A 19,374-nucleotide genomic window follows, 5' to 3' on the forward strand; every position below is an offset into this window, starting at 1 on the left:
AAATAGTCGCCTATTGTCTCCCAAGAAGGCGTGCGCACCAAGGTGCGCACCCACAGGGGACCCTGCCCTCCCAGGCTGCCCTACCCCGCCTGCGGGAACAGCAGCATCGCGTCGCCGTAGCTGAAGAAGCGGTAGCGCTGCTCGATCGCGTGCTGGTAGGCCTCGAACACGCGCTCCTTGCCGGCGAACGCGGAAATCATCATCAGCAACGTGCTTTCCGGCAGGTGGAAGTTGGTCACCATCGCGTCGACGCTGCGGATGCGGTAGCCCGGGGTGATGAAGATCTGCGTCTCGCCGGCGAACGGCAGCAGTTCACCCTCGCGCATCGCGCTTTCCAGCGCGCGCACCACGGTGGTGCCGACGCCGATCACGCGGCCGCCGGCGGCGCGCGTGCGCCGCACCTGCTGCACCAGCTCGGCACCGACATTCAGCCACTCGCGGTGCATCACGTGGTCCTTCAGGTCATCGGCACGCACCGGCTGGAAGGTGCCGGCACCCACGTGCAGGGTGACGTGACCGAAGTCCACGCCCTTGTCCTTCAATGCGGCAAGTAGCGGTTCGTCGAAATGCAGGCCGGCGGTCGGTGCCGCCACCGCGCCCACTTCACGCGCGAACACGGTCTGGTAGCGCTCGCGGTCATCCACACCCGGCTCGCGCTGGATGTACGGCGGCAACGGCAGGCGACCGGCATGCAGCAGCCACTGCTCCAGTGATTCCGGCACATGGAACTGCAGCACGTAGAACTCGCCATCGCGGCCCAGCACCTCGGCTTCGCCGCCGGCGTCCAACGCGATGCGGCTGCCGGCCTTCGGCGATTTGCTGGCCCCCACCTGCGCGCGGGCCTGCTGGGCGCCCAGCAGGCGCTCGATCAGGATCTCCACGCGGCCGCCGCTGGCCTTCTGCCCGAACAGCCGAGCCGGGATCACCCGGGTGTCGTTGAACACCAGCAGGTCGCCAGGCTGCAGCAGTGACGGCAGGTCACGCACCTGCAGGTCGGTGAACGCGGCGGGGGCTTGCGGCACCAGCAACAGGCGGCTGGCGGAACGTTCGGCCAGGGGCGCCTGCGCGATCAGTTCAGCCGGCAGGTCGTAGTTGAAATCGGACTTCTTCAAGGCGGTGGGCGGCAACAGGTCGACAATGGCGCGCATTGTACGTCCAGCGTCTGCGAGCCGGCGCGCTTCGCGGCGAACGTCGCGCAAAATGCTGCTATGCAGCAGGTTTCTGCGGGGTTATCGCGCAAAAAAACAAGTGCTAGCATCGAACCGGAAGTCCGCTGCACGAGCCTGCCCCAAGCGCGCGTGATGACGCGCGTTTTGCTTTTGAAGACCCGTGCGACCCATTGTTTCAGGAGATCTGCAATGAGCTTCATCGAACGCCTCGCCCCCCTGCGCAACCAGCCCGGCACCCGCCTCACCTCCGGCCTGGACGATGCCACCCTGACCGCCCTGTCCGCCAACCATCCGCAGCTGATCGCCGCGGTGGATGCCGCCGCCGAGGAATTCGCGCGCGTGCAGGCCGACCTGGGGCCGCTGCTGGCGCAGGACGAACAGGCGCAGATCGACGCGATGCAGGACGGTTTCGTCAATTTCTACGCCGATGACGCGGTGACCCCATACGTGGCACTGGCCGCGCGCGGCCCGTGGGTGGTCACCCTGAAGGGCGCCGTGCTGTACGACGCCGGCGGCTACGGCATGCTCGGCTTCGGGCACACCCCGGATGCCGTGCTGGAGGCGATGGCCCGCCCGCAGGTGATGGCCAACATCATGACCCCCAGCCTGTCGCAGCAGCGCTTCATCACCGCCCTGCGCGCCGAGATCGGCCACCGCCGTGGCGGCTGCCCGTTCACCCGCTTCATGTGCCTGAATTCCGGTTCCGAGGCCGTTGGCCTGGCCGCGCGCATCGCCGACGTCAACGCCAAGCTGCAGACCGACCCGGGCGCCCGCTACGCCGGTGCTGCGATCAAGCGCGTGGTGGTCAAGGGCAGCTTCCATGGCCGTACCGACCGCCCTGCCCTCTATTCGGATTCCAGCCGCAAGAGCTACATGCAGCACCTGGCCAGCTACCGTGGCGAGGATTCGGTGATCACCGTGGCGCCGTACGACGAAGCCGGCCTGCGCAAGGTGTTCGAGGATGCCGCGCGCAACCAGTGGTTCATCGAGGCAGTGTTCCTGGAGCCGGTGATGGGCGAAGGCGACCCGGGCCGCTCGGTGCCGCCGTCGTTCTATGCCGTGGCCCGCGAACTGACCCGTGCCCATGGCAGCCTGCTGCTGCTCGACTCGATCCAGGCCGGCCTGCGCGCGCATGGCGTGCTGTCGGTGGTCGATTACCCGGGCTTCGAAGGCCTGGACCCGCCGGACATGGAGACCTACTCCAAGGCGCTCAACGCCGCGCAGTACCCGCTGTCGGTGCTGGCGGTGACCGAGCATGCCGCGCAGCTGTACCGCAAGGGCATCTATGGCAACACGATGACCAGCAACCCGCGTGCGCTGGACGTGGCCTGTGCCACCCTGGCCCAGCTGACCCCGCAGGTGCGCGCCAACATCGCCGAGCGTGGTGCCGAGGCCGTGCGCAAGCTGGAACAGCTGAAGAACGAGCTGGGCGGCCTGATCACCAAGGTGCAGGGCACCGGCCTGCTGTTCTCCTGCGAGCTGGCTCCTCAGTTCAAGTGCTACGGCGCCAACTCCACCGAAGAATGGCTGCGCCAGCACGGCATCAACGTGATCCACGGCGGCGAGAACTCGCTGCGCTTCACCCCGCACTTCGGCATGGACAGCGAGGAGCTGGACCTGCTGGTGGGCCTGGTGGGCCGCGCCCTGCGTGAAGGCCCGCGCCGCGAGCAGGCCGCCGCGGCGTAAGCCTCGTTCTTTGTAGGGTCGAGCTTGCTCGACTGCACTTCGTTCAGGCAACGCGATAGTCGAGCAAGCTCGACTCTACTGAACGAAGAACAGCCGAGCGCAGCGCGGCTCTACAGGCAGCAACCGCGAAGGTCCATACTCCATAGACACCCCGTCCCTGACCGCCCTGCGGTCGGCGACGGGGCGTTTTCGTTTCCGGCCAAGAGACAGGAAGATCCATGAAATCGATCTGTGTGTACTGTGGTTCCAACGCTGGCAGCAAGCCGGCCTATACCGAGCGCGCCATTGCCCTGGGTGATCGCATCGCCCGTGACGGCCTGCGCCTGGTGTACGGCGGTGGCAACGTCGGCCTGATGGGAACCGTGGCCAATGCCGTGCTCGCCGCCGGCGGCGAGGTGACCGGCGTGATTCCGCGCCAGCTGGCCGACTGGGAAGTGGCCCACCGCGGCCTGACCGAACTGGAGATCGTCGGTTCGATGCATGAGCGCAAGTCGCGCATGTTCGACCTCGCCGATGGCTTCGTCACGCTGCCCGGCGGCTTCGGCACCATGGAAGAGATCTTCGAGATGCTGACCTGGCGCCAGCTGGGCATCGGCAACAAGCCGTGCGCGTTCCTCGACGTGGAGGGTTTCTACGCCCCGCTGATCGGCATGATCGACCGCATGGTGGAAGAGCGCTTCCTGCACCCGGACCAGCGCCAGGACCTGTGGTACGGCTCGGACATCGAAGCGATGCTGGAGTGGATGAAGAACTACCAGCCGGCGCAGGCCTCGAAGTGGATCGACGAAAAGCGTCGCGCGGCCCTGCGCTGATGCTTCCCTGCGCGGCGGCTCAGACCGCCGCGCAGCCCCGCGGTGCGGGCCGCCCCAGCAGATAGCCCTGGCCGTAGTCGCAGCCGAGTTCGCGCAGCGTCTGCTGCTGCGCCTCGGTCTCGATGCCCTCGCCGATGGTCTCGATGCCCAGCGTGCGCGCCAGCGACAGCACGCCCTCGACCAGCGCGCGCGTGCTCTGCACTTCCGGCCCATGCAGGCCGGCGATGAAACTCTGGTCGATCTTCAGCGTACTGATCGGGAAGCGGTGCAGGTAGGACAGCGCCGAGAAGCCGGTACCGAAATCGTCCAGCTGCACCTGGATGCCGCGCTCGCGCAGGCCCTGCAGGATGCGCAGGGTGTGCGGACCATCATCCAGCAGCGCCACCTCGGTGATTTCCAGGCGCAGTCGCTGCGGATCCGCACCATACTCGTCCAGCAGGCCGAACAGGCGGTCGCTGAACTCCGCGGAGCGGAAATGGCGCGGTGACACGTTCACCGATACATAGCTGTGCCCGCCTTCGACCAGGCCGGCGATGACCTGCTCGTAGATCAGCCAGTCGACCTGTTCGATCAGGCCGCTCTCCTCGCCCAGCTCCAGGAACGCGCCTGGCAACAGCAGCCCACGGCGCTCGTGCTGCCAACGCAGCAGCGCCTCGTGACCCACCACCTCGCCATCGGACAGGCGCACGATCGGCTGGTAGAACGGCACGAAGTCGCGGTTGTTGATCGCACGGCGCAGGTCGGCTTCCAGATCAAGGCTGCGCATGGCCTGCTCGCGCATGTCCTCGTCGAATATCGCGCAGCGGTCGTGGCCCTGCGCCTTGGCCCGGTACATCGCAGCGTCGGCATCGCGCAGCAGCTCTTCGCCGGTGCGGTAGCGGGGGTTCCACAAGGCGATGCCCAGGCTGCCGGACGGGAACAGTTCGCGCCCGGCGATCCACATCGATTCCTGCAATGCCAGCAGCAGGCGCTGGCCAAAGTCCAAGGCCTGCGCCAGGCCCTGCGGGCATTGCAGCAGCACCGCGAATTCGTCGCCACCCAGCCGGGCCACCACGTCCTCGGTGCCGGCCATCGACACGATGCGCTTGGCCACTTCCACCAGCATGCGGTCGCCGGCGGCATGGCCGATGCTGTCGTTGACCAGCTTGAAGCGGTCCAGGTCGAGGAACAGCACGGCGAACACCGGGCCGCCCTCGCGCCGGGCCAGCGCCAGCGCATCCTGCAGGCGATCCAGCAGGTGCAGGCGGTTGGGCAGGCCGGTCAACGCATCGTGCATGGCCTGGTGGGTCAGGCGCTGTTCGGCGCGCAGGCGCTCGCCGATCTGGCCGAGCAGTTTTTCGTTGACTTCGGCCAGTTCGCGGGTTCGCTCTTCCACGCGCTTCTCCAGCTCGGCATGCGCCGAGCGCAGCCGCTGCTGGTCACGCTGGCGGGCCAGCCCGGTGCCGATGTTCTGCGCGACGAAGGTCAGCAGACGCTGATCATGCACGCTGAAGGCGCTGCTCTCGCTGTAGCTCTGCACCACGATCGCGCCAACGACTTCGTCGTCGCGCAGCAGTGGCACGCCCAGCCAGCAGTGCGAGCGCGTACCGGATTCGCGCACTTCGCCGCTGGCCAGCAACGCGTCGATCTGCCCACGCGAAGCCAGCAGCGGGCGCCGGTTGCGTACCACGTATTCGGTCAGGCCACGGCTGAACGGTCGCGGCGCGCGGCTGGCGTTGTGTTCGTCCACCGAATAGACGAAGTCCAGGCCGTTGCCGGCTGGGTTCACCAGGGCGATGTAGAAATTGCGAGCGTCGAGCAGGCGCCCGACCACCCCATGCACCTGTCCGTAGAACTGGGCCAGGCTGTCGGCCGACATTGCCATCTCGGCGATGTTGTACAGGGCGGTCTGCAGCTGTTCGGCGCGACGACGCTCGGCCACCTCGTCCTGCAGGCTGTGGTTGGCGCGCTGCAGTTCCTGGGTGCGCCGCGCCACCTGCTGTTCCAGCCGCACCTGCGCTTGGCGCCGGTCCATCGCGGTCTGTACGTGCTGCGCAACGAAGCCCAGCAATGCGCGCTCGGCCTCGCCATAGCGGGCCGCCTGTTCATAGCTCTGAACCACGATGGCACCGCATACGCGGCCATCGCGCAGCATCGGCACACCCAGCCAGTCCAGGCTTTCCGGGCCGCGCTGCGGGTCGTGTTCCTGCTCCATCACCTGCGCCAGCAGCTTGCGCGAGGGACCACTGAGCGGCTTGCCATGACGCAGCAACGCCACGGTCAGGCTGCGCGGCATCTCGCTGGCGTCATGGCTCTGCGTGGGATCGGCGACGAAATCATCGACCTGATCGGCGAAGTACAGGAAGCGTATCTGGTCGCGCACGTCGTCGTACTCGACGATGTAGCAGTTCTCCGCATACATCAGCGTGCCCAGAACACCATGCACGTGGCGCAGCATCTCGGGCATTTCCAGGTCGGCACCGGCCAGATCGGCAATCTGGAACAACGCCTGCTGCAGCCGCTCGGCCTCTTCCAGCGCCTTGATCTGGCCGGCCTGGCGGCCACGCTGCAGCGCCAGCTCCATCGCCTGCCGGGCCACCCCCCACCAGGCCGGCGAAGGCGCCGCTCCGGCCACCGACAACAGCAGCCGCGCACCGTCGTACTCCCAGCCGTGCTGGCCATCGCCGGTTCCCGGCTCCACGGCCACGTGGCCGGCAACTGCCGGCGACGGCCAGCCGCCCTGGCCACGGCCAAGCTGCGGGTCGTCCCAGCCGACGCGGACCACGGCCGTTTCCGGCAAAAGCGCATGCAACGCGCGCACCAGCGCCGTGCTCAGCACAGCCTCGTGTGGTGGCTCTTCCGCCGGTTCAGCATGCGTGGACAAATGACAATCTCTTGGCGCCGTCTGTGCGTCGCCTCCCCTGAGCCGCCGAGCATAGCGCGCCACCCGGGGGGCAATGGAAGCCCGTAAACCCCGAATCGTGCGCCCGTACGTTTTTCCTGATGACCGTAGCCCCTTCCGAGCCATGACCCTCGCCCTGCCCGCCGCCGCCACCGGCTATGCGCCATCGCCTGCAGGCCTTACCCTGTACGCCGTGGAAGCCAGCGCACTGCCAACCGATGAAGCCTTGATGCTGGCCTGGGCCGGTGGCGACCTGCGTGCCTTCGAAAGCCTGTATGCGCGCCATCGCAAGCGCCTGTTCGGCTTCCTGCTGCGGCAACTGCGCGACAACGCGCTGGCCGAAGAGATCTTCCAGGACGTCTGGCAACGGGTGATCAGCGCCCGCGCCGGCTGGCAGCCCGAGGCCGCGTTCAGCACCTGGCTGTTCCGCATCGCCCACAACCGCCTGAACGACCATTGGCGCGCCGCCCGCCATCGCCCCGCCGCGCCGGCCGACGCCGATCTGCGCCTGGCCGCGATCGAGGATGGGCAGACCCCGGAAGCGGAGCTTTCCGAATTCGAACAGCGTCGCCGCATCCAGCTGGCGATGGAACAACTGCCGCCGGAGCAGCGCGAAGTGCTGCAACTGCGGCTGGATCAGGAACTGAGCCTGGAGGAGATCGGCCAGATCACCGGCGTAGGCCGGGAAACCGTGAAATCGCGGCTGCGCTATGCGATGGACAAGCTGCGTGCGGGATTGAACGCATGAACCGAGACGAACCGCTGACGCAGGAAGAACGCGAGCTGGCCCGCCTGCTCGGCCATCGCGCCGAACAGGCACCGCCAGCTGCCCTGGATGCCGCCATCCTGGCTGCGGCCCGCGCCGCCGTGGAGGCTCCGTCCGCCGATGCCGCCGCCTCGCCGGACGCCGCGCGCGCGCGACGCACGCGTCCACGCTGGCCGGCGGTGTTCGGTATCGCCGCCTCGATGGTCTTCGCAATCGGCATTGCCTGGCAGCTGCGCCCGGAGCCGCCCCCGGTTCCTGCCGGTGAGACCGCTGTTGCCGCGGCACCGGCGGCCGCCGAGTTCTCCACCGCCGACCAGGCTGCTGACAGCGGTGCGGCCGACAGCGCGGCTGCGGCGCCGGCCGCCGCGCCGACCGCACCGCTTGCGCCCCCGAAGACGACTGCAATCCCGGCCGCCGATACCCCCGCACCTGCCATCGCGCGTGCGCGCCAGCCTGCCCCGGCGGAAGCGCCTCCAGTGCCGGTGCGGGCCGCACCATCGATGGCCGCAGAAGCCGCCGCCGATACCGCGTTCGCAGCGTTGCCGCCGCCACCAACCGCGACACCTCCTGCGCCGCCGGCCCCTGTTGCGTACTCGGCACCGGCTCCCACCTTGCCGGCTCCGGCTCCGGCAGCCGCATTGAAGGCGCGTACGGCGGCGACACCAGTCACCAACGCCGTCGACGCCGAACCCGCCGTGATGCAGGACCGGGTCGAGATCACTTCGATGAAGCGCGAGGCGACCCGCCGTTCCGCGCCCGGCGTCATGCAGCGCAACAGCGATGCAGGCCTGAGCGCGGATGCGGTGCAGGCTGAAGTAAGCGCGGATGCACGCCTGCCGCGCCGGCAATGGCTGGAAAAGATCCGCGAACGCCGCGATCAGGGCCAGCGCGACCTCGCCCGCGCCAGTCTGGAACGCTACATCCAGCAGTACCCGGAATCGCGCCTGCCGCGCGACCTGCGCCCGCTGCTGGACGACTGAGTGCCACGGAAATCGGCAGCAACACCGTAGAATGGTGGGAATGCCCGATACCCTCGCCCAGCCGGTCAGCCACACGCTGGAAATCAAGCACAGCCGTTTCATCGCCCATGCCACGCCGATCGATGGCCCCGCAGCGGCGATGGCGTTTCTGCAGCAGGTCGCGGTGGTCGATGCCACGCACAACTGCTGGGCCTACCGGCACGGGCAGGACTACCGTTCCAGCGACGATGGCGAGCCCGCGGGTACCGCTGGGCGGCCGATTCTTGCCGCCATTGATGGGCAGGGCTTCGACCGGGTGATGGTGGTGGTGACGCGCTGGTTTGGCGGCATCAAGCTCGGTGCAGGCGGCCTGGTACGCGCCTATGGCGGCGCTGCGGCCGAATGCCTGCGCACCGCGCCACGCCTGCCGCTGGTCGCCATGTCCCGCCTGCAGCTGCTGGCTGGTTTTGAAGACCTGGGCACCTTGCATGCTGCCCTGCCCGCCTTCGGGGCCGAGAAGCGCGATGAACAGTTCGATGCCAATGGCGTGTGCCTGCGGGTCGAATTGCCCGCCGATCAGGTCGACGCATTGAAAATCCGCCTGCGCGACGCCACCCGTGACCGTATCCGCATACAAGACGACGACCAGGATGACTGACAAGGACGACGCTCCCGCTTCGACCCCGCCGCTGCGCCGCCTCGGCAGCCTGCGTACGCTGTGGCCGTTCGTGCGCCGCCACAGTGGCCTGTTCACTGCCTGGCTGCTGGCCCTGGCGGTGTCTTCGGCCGCCACGCTGAGCCTGCCTCCGGCGGTGAAGCAGATGATCGATCACGGTTTCAGCAGCGGTGGCCAGATCAACCGCGCTTTCGCCCTGCTGATGCTGGTCGCGGTGGTGATGGCGCTGGGTACGGCCGCGCGCTTCTACTTCGTATCGCTGCTCGGCGAAAAGGTCGTGGCCGACCTGCGCAGCCAGCTGTATGCCCACCTGATCCAGCTGGGCGCCGGTTTCCACGACCGCAGCCGCAGCGGAGAACTGGTCTCGCGCCTGACCGCGGACACCGAACTGCTGCGCAGCGTGGTCGGCTCGACCATGTCCGTGGCGCTGCGCAGCACGGTCACCGTCATCGGCAGCCTGGCGATGCTGTTCGTCACCAGCCCGCGGCTGGCCGCATGGTCGCTGCTCGGCATTCCGCTGGCGGTGCTGCCGATCATCATCGGCGCGCGCAAGCTGCGCACGGTCGCACGCAACAGCCAGGACCGCATCGCCGATGCCAACAGCCTGGCCAGTGAAACCCTGGGGGCGGTGCGCACGGTGCAGGCACATGCGCGCGAGCCGTACGAGCGCGGACGCTTCGACAAGGCTCTCGGCGATGCCATCGGCGCCGCCCGTCGCCGCATCGGCGCACAGTCACTGGTCACCGCCAGCGCCATCCTGCTGGTATTCGGCGCCATCGTCGGTGTGTTGTGGCTGGGCGCGCACGACGTCATCGACGGCCGCCTCAGCGCCGGTACGCTGGGCCAGTTCGTGCTGTATGCACTGATCGGCGGCGGCTCGGTGGGCGCACTGGCCGAAGTATGGAACGAGCTGCAGCGCGCGGCCGGCGGCATGGGCCGCATCGGCGAACTGCTGCAGGAAGACATCGAGATCCGCGCGCCGGCACAGCCGCACGCGTTGCCGCAGCCCATGCGCGGCGAGATCCAGTTCAATGATGTGGTGTTCCACTATCCGCAACGCCCGGACCAGGCTGCGCTGGACCACTTCAACCTGCACGTGCGTCCGGGCGAGACCGTGGCGCTGGTGGGTCCGTCGGGGGCGGGCAAGAGCACCGTGCTTTCGATGCTGCTGCGCTTCCACGACCCGGCCGATGGCCGCATCTGCGTGGATGGCATCGACGTGCGCCAGGTCGACCCGGCCGAGCTGCGTGCGCAGCTGGCGCTGGTGCCGCAGCAGCCCACCCTGTTCGCGGCCAGTGCGCGCGACAACATCCGCTATGGCCGCCTGCAGGCCAGTGACGCCGAAGTCGAAGATGCCGCGCGAGCGGCCGAGGCCGATGGCTTCCTGCGCGCGTTGCCGCAGGGCTACGACAGCGAACTGGGAGAGCGCGGTGCCCGCCTGTCCGGCGGCCAGCAGCAGCGCGTGGCAATTGCCCGTGCACTGCTCAAGGACGCGCCGATCCTGCTGCTGGACGAAGCCACCAGCGCGTTGGATGCGCAGAGCGAGCACAGCGTGCAGCAGGCGCTGGAGCGGCTGATGGCCGGCCGCACCACGCTGGTCATCGCCCACCGCCTGGCCACCGTGCTCAAGGCCGACCGCATCGTGGTGATGGACCAGGGCCGTATCGTCGCCGAGGGCACGCATGCGCAACTGCTGGCCGAAGGTGGCTTGTACGCTGAACTTGCACGCCTGCAGTTCATCGATTGATGACGGCCGGCTAACATCGGCGGGACCAAGCTGGCGGCGAACAGCAGCATCCGTTGAAGGAGGTGCACGATGTCGTTCCGTCAGTTCCCTGCAGTGGACAGCAATGGCGAAAGCCACATCATCATCGAGTTCAAGCCCGAGGCGAATGGCAGCGGGCATCACTCTGAAGCCACGCCGCGTTACGAGCTGGATGACGGGCGTCATCTGGTTCGCAATGGCCGCGAATTCACCACCAGCGGCGGCGAACTGCGACTGACGATCTGAGGTTCGCCGGGCATGGCCCGGCGCTACTGGATTCCGTATCGCCCCCGCTCTGGTGGGTGTCGACCTTGGTCGACACGCTTTTTTGCCTCTGGTAGGTGTCGACCTTGGTCGACACGCCTTTTGCCATGGGCAGTCAAGCGTGGCTCGACCCTACAAAAAAGCGCGGTCAATTTTTGACCAACCATCTTGACAGCCTTTGCCACCAAGGGCTGCGCCCGGTTATCCACACGTTTGCTCAGGAACCATCCACACCGCCTGTGGATGAATTCAGCCCAGTACCCGCCCGATGCCGCTGGCGTCCACCTCGGCCGCCGCCCGGGCGATCGCTGCAGCATCGCTGCCGGCCACGAATCCGATACGGAAATGCACCTCACCGCCAGGCGTCCGCGAGGAGTGGATCGAGGCCAGGCTGATGTGGTGCTGCTCGAACACGTTCAGCAGCTCACGCAGTGATCCTGGCCGATCCTCCGGCAGGTGCACGGACAACGCATTGCGCTCGGTCAGGTCGGCCAGCAGATAACCCACGCGTTCAAAGGTGTAGTTGCCCTCGGCCACGGCCTGCTCACCGAAGGCACTGCGGTTGGCCGACAGCAGCTGCTCGCGGAATGCACCACGCGCACGGTCGTCGCCCTGCCCGACCTGCGCCTGCAGCGCCTGCAGCTGGCCAACCAACCGCTCCAGCATCGGTGCCACATACGGGTTGCCGAACTGGATGTCTTCGTAGATCGCCGGGTTCAGCGACAGGATGCGCGAAATGATCGCCGTATCCAGCTCGAACGACGCCGAGCGGTACGGCATCATTGCGGCCAGATCGCCCAGCTGTGGCTGGTACTGGCGCAGTACACCGGCCTGGGCCAGGTGGGTGGCATGCACCATCGCCTGTACCAGCGCCATCATCTGGTCGTGGTGCTGCGGCGTGGCCCGCACGCACTCGGCCTGCAGCGCCGTGCACAGCGTATCGACCCATGGCTGCCAGTGTTGCAGCCGCGCTTCGCAGACCACCATCACCCGGCCCTTCAGCGTCGGCGCCTTGGGTGGCGCAGTCATCGGGTGCAGGCCGACCACTTCTGCCTGCGAACCCAGCATCGCCTGCACCGGCGCTTCCTTCACTGAGGTCACGTCCAGCCACAACCTGCCCCGCTCGCGACCTGCCGACTGCTGCACGTACTCGGCAATCAACGCCGGCGTATGCCGGATCGGCGCCGAGAACACCAGCACGTCAACCTGCGCCAGCAGCTGTTCCGGCGTATGCGAGTCCGGATCGGCCGGATCGTGGCCGATCACCTGCAGCTGCATGTGCTGCTGGAAGAAACGGGTCAGCCAGCGCCCATAGGCGCCAGCACTACCGACGATACCGACCGTACGCGGCGTGCGTTCGTGCAGACCGCTCATGCCACGCGTTCGGCACGGAAGCGCGTGCCTTCGGCCAGCGCGGCAGGCGCCGCCGCGATCACGTCGAATTCCTCGTAGCCATTGTCCAGAGTCGCCTCCAGCGCCGCATGGGTACCGGAAATCGCACGCGAAATCGCCTGCTGCATCGATTCACCTCGCAACAGGAACGACACCACCAGCGACATCAGCACGTCACCGGTGCCGGCCACGTCCACCGGCAGCAGCGGCGAAGTCCAGCGCCAGGTTTCCTCACGACCGACCGCCAGGGTCACCAGCTCACCCGGGTTACCGCCCACGCTGTGCGCGATCACCCAGTGCGGGCCGCGATCCAGCAGCGTGCGCGCGGCGGCGATGGCATCGGCCTCGGCCAGTGCCGGCATGCCGGTCAGACGATTCAGTTCGAAGGCGTTCGGGGTCACCAGCCAGGCATGAGGCAGCAATCGCTCGGCGAAGATCGCCTCCAGGCCCGGTTCCACGTAGGGGCCGGTATGGGTGTCACCGATCACCGGGTCCAGGCAGTAGCGCAACTGCGGGCAGGCCGGCAGGATCTCGTCCAGCCAGTCTGCGAAGGCGGCACCGTTGGCGGTGCTGCCGAAGTAGCCGGAAACCAGCATCTTCGCCCGCTGCGGCAGGCCGCGCTCGTGGGTGCCGAGCAGCAGGTCGGCAAACCAGTCGGCGGGCAGCACGCGGCCGCGGGTGGTGTCGTAGAACGGCGCGTTGCTGAGCAGCACGGTCGGGATTTCCGCGACGCGCACGCCCAGCGCGCGCATCGGCGGAACGGCGGCGCTGTTGCCGGCGTGACCGTAGACGAGTTGCGACTGGACCGAGATGACATCGATCGGCGACGGACCATCGGGCCGCTGGCGGCGGCCGTGGACCAGGTGGTTATCAAGGGATTCGCTCATGCCCGCATTCTACGCCCAAGGGAGTTTTCGGCAGGGCTTGCAGCCCTGCACCTGCTCAATGCAACGGCAACCGCAACGGCCGAAGCCAAAGCGGCATTCCGTGGGGTGGCGGGGCGGTGTCGGAGTGCGGGGACGCCGCAAGTACGTCCTTGTAGGCTTGGCAGCGGCATCCATGCCGCTGACACCCCGCAATCCGACACCGCCCCACCTTCGACAGGTTCACACGGCTGTTGGTAACTGCGGCTGTTGTTCCGCGCGGCTGTTGGTAGGTGTCGACCTTGGTCGACACATCTGTCAGACATCGAATGAGTCATCCACGCATGGCGTGGATCTACCGTGTCGACCAAGGTCGACACCTACCAGAGCAGTAAGCCGTTCCGGCAGATCACGGAAAACTGTCGAAGGCTGGGTGGGTCCGGTTGCAGGGGTGTCCGCGGCATGGATGCCGCGGCCAAGCCCCCAGGGATGGGTTTACGGCGTCCCCTGCAACCGGACCCACCCCGCCAACCCACGGATAGCCCGCTTCTGCTGTTGACGTTGCCTCTGCGGGTGCAGGGCTGCAAGCCCTGCAAACCCAACCCCCTCAGTGAGCAGCAGGCCGCGACGGCGGCAGCCACGCCGCCACGATGCCGAGCAGCGGCAGGAACGCGGTCAACTGGTAGACGTACTCGATGCTGGTCTTGTCCGCCAGCAGGCCCAGCACAGCAGCGCCCAGCCCGCCCATGCCGAATGCGAAACCAAAGAACAGGCCGGACACCATGCCGATGCGGTGCGGCATCATCTCCTGCGCGTACACCACGATCGCCGAGAACGCCGACGACAGCACGAAGCCGATCAGCACCGCCAGCACGGTCGTCCACAGCAGATCAGCATGCGGCAGCATCAGCGCGAACGGGGCCACGCCCAGGATCGAGGTCCAGATGATCGGCTTGCGGCCGATGCGGTCACCCAGCGGGCCACCAAGGAAGCCGCCGGCGGCGGACGCCACCAGGAACGCGAACAGATGCAGCTGGGCCTGCGCCACCGGAATGCCGAAGTGGTGGATCAGGTAGAAGGTGAAGTAGCTGCCGATGCTGGCCATGTAGAAGTACTTGCTGAAGATCAGCACCAGCAGGATCGCCAGCACCTTGGCCACGGTGCGCGGCGGGTGTCGCGGGGCCATCGCCGCCGTGCTGGCGGGGCGTGGCGCGCCCAGATGCAGCGCGTACCAGCGGCCGACATAGGTCAGCAGGCCGATGCCGATCAGGGCGGCGCCAGCAAACCACGATGCGGCGTGCTGGCCATACGGCACGATCACTGCGGCGGCGATCAACGGGCCAAGCGCTGTTCCGAAATTGCCACCCACCTGGAACACCGACTGCGCGAAGCCGTGACGGCCGCCCGAGGCCAGTCGCGCGATGCGCGAGGCTTCCGGATGGAAGATGGCCGAGCCAATGCCGACCATCGCCGCAGCCATCAGCACCACCGCGTAGTTCGGTGCGAAGCCGAGCAGCAGCATGCCGCACAGGGTCGAGGCCATGCCGATCGGCAGCGAGTACGGGGCTGGGCGACGGTCGGTGGCCATGCCGATCAACGGCTGGAAGATCGAGGCGGTGAGCTGGTAGGTCAGCGTGATCAGGCCGATCTGGGTGAAGCTGAGATTGAAGCCGCCCTTGATCACCGGATAGATGGCCAGGATCAGCGACTGCATCATGTCGTTGACGACATGCGAGGTGGAGATGGCGGCCAGCACGCCGGGGGCCACCGGGCGTGAGGTCGTTGCGGGAGAAGCCAGGGTCGACATGGACACAGTCAGGTTGGGGGCGAGCCACGCATGCTACGGTGGGCTCCTCCTCCCTTCTGCCGCGTTCGGGTCATGGCATATCGCAAAAAGGACACTCCCTGCCCGGTCCGCGAGACTGCGCCGTGGAACGAGGTTCCGGTGCACCGTCCGGTGACCTGCCGCGCCCGCCACTACAAACCCGGCACCCACATCGCGCCCCACCGGCATCGCCGTCACCAGCTGGTGTTCGCCATGTCCGGACTGATGGTGGTGCGTGCGGACGGCGGCCGCTGGGTCGTCCCCTCGACCCGCGCGATCTGGGTGCCGGCCGGCATGGCGCATGCGGTGGACTGCATTGCCGAAGTGCACATGCGCAGCCTGTACGTGGAGCCGGATTTCGCGCCCCATCTGCCGGACGAAGCGTTCGCGGTGCAGGTAGCGCCGCTGCTGCGCGAACTGCTGCTGGCCGCCAGCCTGATCGAGACCGCACACGAAGAGGACAGCCGGGATGGCCGCGTGGTGCGGCTGCTGCTGGACGAGCTGCACCGCATGGACGTGCTGCCGCTGCACCTGCCCTCGCCCACCGACCCGCGCCTGCAGCGGATCTGCCAGCACATCCAGAAGCATCCCGGCGACGACGCCACCCTGCTGGACTGGGCGCAGGCGCTGCAGGTGGACGTGAAAACCATCCAGCGTCATTTCGCCAGCGAACTGGGCATGACCTTCGGGCAGTGGCGGCAGCAGGCGCGGCTGCTGGCCGCCCTGGAGCGACTGGCGGTCGGCGACAAAGTCATCGATGTCGCGCTGGCGATGGGTTACGACAGCCCCAGCGCGTTCACCAGCATGTTCAAGCGGCAGCTGGGGCAGACGCCGGCGGCGTTCTTCCGCTGATCCTTTGAACGGCATCCACGCATGGCCTGGATCTACTGCACCACAAACGACAACGCCGGGCATGGCCCGGCGCTATCGTTCATCGCTTCCGTCGAAAAACTCAGGACGTCATCCGGTCCCAGAAGCCCTTCACGCCATCCATGAAAGTGGCCGACTTCGGCGAATGCTTGCGCGCTTCCTCACCGACGAAGGTGGCTTCGAACTGCTCCAGCAGCTTGCGCTGTTCGTTGGTGAGGTTGACCGGGGTCTCCACCACCACACGGCAGTACAGGTCGCCCTCGCTGCGGCTGCGCACCGAACGTACGCCCTTGCCACGCAGGCGGAACAGCTTGCCGGTCTGGGTCTCGGCCGGGATGCGGATTTCCGCTTCGCCGCCGAGGGTCGCCACGCGCACGGTGTCACCCAGCGCCGCCTGCGAGATGCGGATCGGCACTTCGCAGTGCAGGTCGTCGCCATCGCGCTGGAAGATCGCATGCTCGCGCACGCGCACTTCCACGTACAGGTCACCCGGCGGCGTACCGGCCGGGCCGGCCTCGCCCTCGCCCTGCAGGCGGATGCGGTCGCCGGTATCGACGCCCGCCGGCACCTTCACCGACAGCACCTTGTCTTCCTCGACACGGCCATTGCCGTGGCAGGTCTTGCAGGGCTTGGCGATGATCTGGCCGCGGCCGCCGCAGTTGTGGCAGGCCTGCTGCATGGCGAAGATGCCGCGCTGGATGCGCACCTGGCCGCGGCCATGACACACATTGCAGGTCTCGACCTTGCCGTCCTCCGAGCCACTGCCATCGCAGTCGCCGCACTCGGCCAGGGTCGGGATCTCGATCCGGCGCTCGACGCCGCGCACGGCCTCTTCCAGGTCCAGTTCCATCACGTAGCCGATGTCAGCGCCGCGACGGGCCTGGCGCGGACCACCGCCACCACCGCCAAAGATGTTGCCGAAGATATCGCCGAAGATATCGTTCATGTCCGGGCCGCCCGGACCGCCACCGCCCATGCCGTGCTCGAACGCGGCGTGGCCATGGCTGTCGTACATGCGGCGCTTGTTGCCGTCGGACAGCACTTCGTAGGCTTCCTTGCACTCCTTGAAGGAGGCTTCGGCCGCCGCATCACCCGGGTTGCGGTCCGGGTGGAACTTCATCGCGCAGCGACGGTAGGCCTTCTTCAGCTCGTCGTCGTTGGCGGTGCGGGCAACGCCCAGCACTTCGTAGTAATCGCGCTTGCTCATATCGTGAATCGGGTTCCGGAAAGTCGGGATTCGTCAAAGCGGAAGAGCGGAACCAGGTCCGCTCTTGCGTCGGGCGCCCCGACACGCCGGTGGGCGGTCAGGACCCTGATGCGACAACGGGACGCTGATGGCCAGCGTCCCGTGTCGGTCCGGATCAGGACTTCTTGTCGTCCTTGACTTCGGTGAACTCGGCGTCCACCACGTCATCCTGCGGCTTGCCCGCATTGCCGGCGTCGGCACCCGGGGCGGCACCGCCCTGGTCGGCCGAAGCGGCGGCGAACAGCGACTGGCCGGCTTCTTCCAGTGCCTTCGACTTGGCTTCGATCTGTGCCTTGTCGTCACCCTTCATCGCGGTTTCCAGGTCGGCCAGCGCCGCCTCGACCTTGCCGATCACTTCGCCGCCCACCTTGCTGCCGTGCTCGGTGATGGCGCTGCGGGTGCCGTGGATCAGGGCGTCGGCCTGGTTGCGGGCCTGCACCAGCTCCTGGAACTTCTTGTCTTCTTCGCGGTTGGCTTCCGCGTCGGCGACCATGCGCGCGATCTCTTCCTCGGACAGGCCCGAACCGGCCTTGATCTCGACCTTCTGTTCCTTGTTGGTCTTCTTGTCCTTGGCCGACACGTGCAGGATGCCGTTGGCGTCGATGTCGAAGGACACTTCCACCTGCGGCAGGCCGCGCGGGGCCGGCTCGATGCCGGACAGGTCGAACTTGGCCAGCGACTTGTTGAAGCGGGCCTGTTCGCGCTCACCCTGCAGCACATGCACGGTCACGGCCGACTGGTTGTCCTCGGCGGTGGAGAACACCTGCGAAGCCTTGGTCGGGATGGTGGTGTTCTTCTCGATGATCTTGGTGAACACGCCACCCATGGTCTCGATGCCCAGCGACAGCGGGGTCACGTCCAGCAGCAGCACGTCCTTGACGTCGCCGCCCAGCACGCCGCCCTGGATCGCAGCACCCAGTGCCACAGCTTCATCCGGGTTGACGTCCTTGCGCGGTTCCTTGCCGAAGAACTCGGTCACCGCCTGCTGCACCTTCGGCATGCGGGTCTGGCCACCGACCAGGATCACTTCGCTGATGTCGCTCGAACGCAGGCCGGCATCATTCAGAGCGACGCGGCACGGCTCGATCGACTTCTTGATCAGGTCTTCCACCAGCGCTTCCAGCTTGGCGCGGGTCAGCTTGATGTTCAGGTGCTTCGGACCCGAAGCATCGGCAGTGACGTACGGCAGGTTCACTTCGGTCTGCTGGGCGCTGGACAGCTCGATCTTGGCGCGCTCGGCAGCGTCCTTCAGGCGCTGCAGGGCCAGCGGATCCTTGCGCAGGTCGATGCCCTGGTCCTTGTTGAACTCTTCAACCAGGTACTCGATGACGCGGTTGTCGAAGTCTTCGCCGCCCAGGAAGGTGTCGCCGTTGGTGGCCAGCACTTCGAACTGCTTCTCGCCGTCGACGTTGGCGATCTCGATCACCGAGACGTCGAAGGTGCCGCCGCCCAGGTCGTACACCACGATCTTGCGATCCTTGTTGTCACCCTTGTCCAGGCCATAGGCCAGCGCGGCCGCGGTCGGCTCGTTGATGATGCGCTTGACGTCCAGGCCGGCGATACGGCCGGCGTCCTTGGTCGCCTGGCGCTGGCTGTCGTTGAAGTAGGCCGGCACGGTGATGACCGCTTCGGTGACCTTCTCACCGAGGAAGTCCTCGGCGGTCTTCTTCATCTTCTCCAGCACCTTGGCCGAGATTTCCTGCGGGGCCATCTTCTTGCCGTCGCTGGTGGCCACCCAGGCGTCGCCATTGTCATGGGCCAGGATGCTGTACGGGACGTGGGCGATGTCCTTCTGCACTTCGGCGTCGGTGAACTTGCGGCCGATCAGGCGCTTCACCGCATAGAAGGTGTTCTTCGGGTTGGTCACGGCCTGGCGCTTGGCCGAGGCGCCGACCAGGACTTCGCCGTCCTTGGTGTAGGCGACGATCGACGGGGTGGTGCGATCGCCTTCCGAATTCTCGATGACGCGGGCCTTGCCGCCGTCCATGATCGCCACGCACGAGTTGGTGGTGCCGAGGTCGATACCAATGATCTTGCCCATGGGGGAGACTCCTGAGGATGCTTGTTGGGGTCAGTCCGGCCGCTCGGCCGGTGGATGAATACGATGTGGGGGAGGCTCGTGGAACATTCAAGCCATCTCCCGAACGCTGTGTTCAGCGCCTGGAAAACCTTGCCAGGCATGGCCTGGCACGACCGGGAC

At 67.1% G+C, this 19,374-nt stretch carries 15 protein-coding genes; 8 read left to right on the top strand and 7 right to left on the bottom strand.

The window, feature by feature from the left end:
* Positions 1–80: 80 nt before the first annotated feature.
* Positions 81–1,148 carry a tRNA preQ1(34) S-adenosylmethionine ribosyltransferase-isomerase QueA gene (queA, locus tag VPH47_RS12400; protein WP_110712002.1) on the bottom strand — a complete coding sequence of 356 codons (1,068 nt, stop codon included), beginning with the start codon at positions 1,146–1,148 and terminating at the stop codon, positions 81–83.
* A 210-nt stretch (positions 1,149–1,358) separates the two neighbouring features.
* Here queA and VPH47_RS12405 point away from each other — a divergent pair, with 210 nt between their 5' ends.
* Complete coding sequence (locus tag VPH47_RS12405; protein WP_368850935.1) at positions 1,359–2,855, top strand: aminotransferase class III-fold pyridoxal phosphate-dependent enzyme; 1,497 nt, start codon at positions 1,359–1,361, stop codon at positions 2,853–2,855.
* A gap of 218 nt (positions 2,856–3,073) precedes the next feature.
* Entirely contained in the window at positions 3,074–3,667 is a 594-nt protein-coding gene (locus VPH47_RS12410) for a TIGR00730 family Rossman fold protein (RefSeq protein ID WP_010484495.1), read from the top strand.
* A gap of 19 nt (positions 3,668–3,686) precedes the next feature.
* On the opposite strand, the gene VPH47_RS12415 is transcribed toward VPH47_RS12410, so the two are convergent.
* Positions 3,687–6,530 carry an EAL domain-containing protein gene (locus tag VPH47_RS12415; protein ID WP_368850937.1) on the bottom strand — a complete coding sequence of 948 codons (2,844 nt, stop codon included), beginning with the start codon at positions 6,528–6,530 and terminating at the stop codon, positions 3,687–3,689.
* Between the two features lie 247 nt (positions 6,531–6,777).
* Between VPH47_RS12415 and VPH47_RS12420 the strand changes: the two genes are divergently transcribed.
* From VPH47_RS12420 to VPH47_RS12440, 5 genes are all read left to right on the top strand, one after another.
* Positions 6,778–7,296 (top strand): RNA polymerase sigma factor, encoded by a 519-nt coding sequence (locus VPH47_RS12420; protein WP_229298213.1) that lies wholly within the window; start codon positions 6,778–6,780, stop codon positions 7,294–7,296.
* A complete protein-coding gene (locus VPH47_RS12425; protein WP_368850938.1) occupies positions 7,293–8,294 on the top strand; it encodes a hypothetical protein in 1,002 nt (333 codons plus the stop codon). Before VPH47_RS12420 ends, VPH47_RS12425 begins: the two co-directional genes overlap by 4 nt.
* 40 nt (positions 8,295–8,334) lie before the next feature.
* Entirely contained in the window at positions 8,335–8,931 is a 597-nt protein-coding gene (locus VPH47_RS12430; protein WP_110711997.1) for a YigZ family protein, read from the top strand.
* Positions 8,924–10,696, top strand: coding sequence for an ABC transporter transmembrane domain-containing protein (locus VPH47_RS12435; RefSeq protein WP_164162762.1), 1,773 nt, complete (start codon positions 8,924–8,926; stop codon positions 10,694–10,696). Before VPH47_RS12430 ends, VPH47_RS12435 begins: the two co-directional genes overlap by 8 nt.
* A 69-nt stretch (positions 10,697–10,765) precedes the next feature.
* Entirely contained in the window at positions 10,766–10,960 is a 195-nt protein-coding gene (locus tag VPH47_RS12440; RefSeq protein WP_049466425.1) for a hypothetical protein, read from the top strand.
* A gap of 267 nt (positions 10,961–11,227) precedes the next feature.
* On the opposite strand, the gene VPH47_RS12445 is transcribed toward VPH47_RS12440, so the two are convergent.
* The 3 genes from VPH47_RS12445 to VPH47_RS12455 all read right to left on the bottom strand — a co-directional run bounded on the left by VPH47_RS12445 (position 11,228) and on the right by VPH47_RS12455 (position 15,040).
* Entirely contained in the window at positions 11,228–12,352 is a 1,125-nt protein-coding gene (locus VPH47_RS12445) for a prephenate dehydrogenase (protein ID WP_368850939.1), read from the bottom strand.
* A complete protein-coding gene (pdxY, locus tag VPH47_RS12450; RefSeq protein WP_164162759.1) occupies positions 12,349–13,257 on the bottom strand; it encodes a pyridoxal kinase in 909 nt (302 codons plus the stop codon). Before pdxY ends, VPH47_RS12445 begins: the two co-directional genes overlap by 4 nt.
* Positions 13,258–13,840: 583 nt before the next feature.
* Positions 13,841–15,040, bottom strand: a complete 1,200-nt coding sequence (locus VPH47_RS12455) for an MFS transporter (RefSeq protein ID WP_180861022.1) — start codon at positions 15,038–15,040, stop codon at positions 13,841–13,843.
* Positions 15,041–15,112: 72 nt separating this feature from the next.
* Between VPH47_RS12455 and VPH47_RS12460 the strand changes: the two genes are divergently transcribed.
* Positions 15,113–15,910, top strand: a complete 798-nt coding sequence (locus VPH47_RS12460; RefSeq protein WP_153855038.1) for a helix-turn-helix domain-containing protein — start codon at positions 15,113–15,115, stop codon at positions 15,908–15,910.
* Positions 15,911–16,010: 100 nt separating this feature from the next.
* On the opposite strand, the gene dnaJ is transcribed toward VPH47_RS12460, so the two are convergent.
* Both dnaJ and dnaK read right to left on the bottom strand, forming a co-directional pair.
* Positions 16,011–17,135, bottom strand: coding sequence for a molecular chaperone DnaJ (dnaJ, locus tag VPH47_RS12465; RefSeq protein WP_110711991.1), 1,125 nt, complete (start codon positions 17,133–17,135; stop codon positions 16,011–16,013).
* A 154-nt stretch (positions 17,136–17,289) separates the two neighbouring features.
* A complete protein-coding gene (dnaK, locus tag VPH47_RS12470) occupies positions 17,290–19,215 on the bottom strand; it encodes a molecular chaperone DnaK (RefSeq protein WP_110711990.1) in 1,926 nt (641 codons plus the stop codon).
* Positions 19,216–19,374: the final 159 nt, after the last annotated feature.

This window comes from Stenotrophomonas sp. WED208 (assembly GCF_040984485.1).
Taxonomy (GTDB): domain Bacteria; phylum Pseudomonadota; class Gammaproteobacteria; order Xanthomonadales; family Xanthomonadaceae; genus Stenotrophomonas; species Stenotrophomonas riyadhensis.

Excerpts from the sequence above, each read along its gene's own strand:
- queA (WP_110712002.1), bottom strand. The coding sequence starts at position 1,148 with ATGCGCGCCATTGTCGACCTGTTGCCGCCCACCGCCTTGAAGAAGTCC.
- VPH47_RS12405 (WP_368850935.1), top strand. The coding sequence starts at position 1,359 with ATGAGCTTCATCGAACGCCTCGCCCCCCTGCGCAACCAGCCCGGCACC.
- VPH47_RS12410 (WP_010484495.1), top strand. The coding sequence starts at position 3,074 with ATGAAATCGATCTGTGTGTACTGTGGTTCCAACGCTGGCAGCAAGCCG.
- VPH47_RS12420 (WP_229298213.1), top strand. The coding sequence starts at position 6,778 with ATGCTGGCCTGGGCCGGTGGCGACCTGCGTGCCTTCGAAAGCCTGTAT.
- VPH47_RS12425 (WP_368850938.1), top strand. The coding sequence starts at position 7,293 with ATGAACCGAGACGAACCGCTGACGCAGGAAGAACGCGAGCTGGCCCGC.
- VPH47_RS12430 (WP_110711997.1), top strand. The coding sequence starts at position 8,335 with ATGCCCGATACCCTCGCCCAGCCGGTCAGCCACACGCTGGAAATCAAG.
- VPH47_RS12435 (WP_164162762.1), top strand. The coding sequence starts at position 8,924 with ATGACTGACAAGGACGACGCTCCCGCTTCGACCCCGCCGCTGCGCCGC.
- VPH47_RS12440 (WP_049466425.1), top strand. The coding sequence starts at position 10,766 with ATGTCGTTCCGTCAGTTCCCTGCAGTGGACAGCAATGGCGAAAGCCAC.
- VPH47_RS12445 (WP_368850939.1), bottom strand. The coding sequence starts at position 12,352 with ATGAGCGGTCTGCACGAACGCACGCCGCGTACGGTCGGTATCGTCGGT.
- pdxY (WP_164162759.1), bottom strand. The coding sequence starts at position 13,257 with ATGAGCGAATCCCTTGATAACCACCTGGTCCACGGCCGCCGCCAGCGG.
- VPH47_RS12455 (WP_180861022.1), bottom strand. The coding sequence starts at position 15,040 with ATGTCGACCCTGGCTTCTCCCGCAACGACCTCACGCCCGGTGGCCCCC.
- VPH47_RS12460 (WP_153855038.1), top strand. The coding sequence starts at position 15,113 with ATGGCATATCGCAAAAAGGACACTCCCTGCCCGGTCCGCGAGACTGCG.
- dnaJ (WP_110711991.1), bottom strand. The coding sequence starts at position 17,135 with ATGAGCAAGCGCGATTACTACGAAGTGCTGGGCGTTGCCCGCACCGCC.
- dnaK (WP_110711990.1), bottom strand. The coding sequence starts at position 19,215 with ATGGGCAAGATCATTGGTATCGACCTCGGCACCACCAACTCGTGCGTG.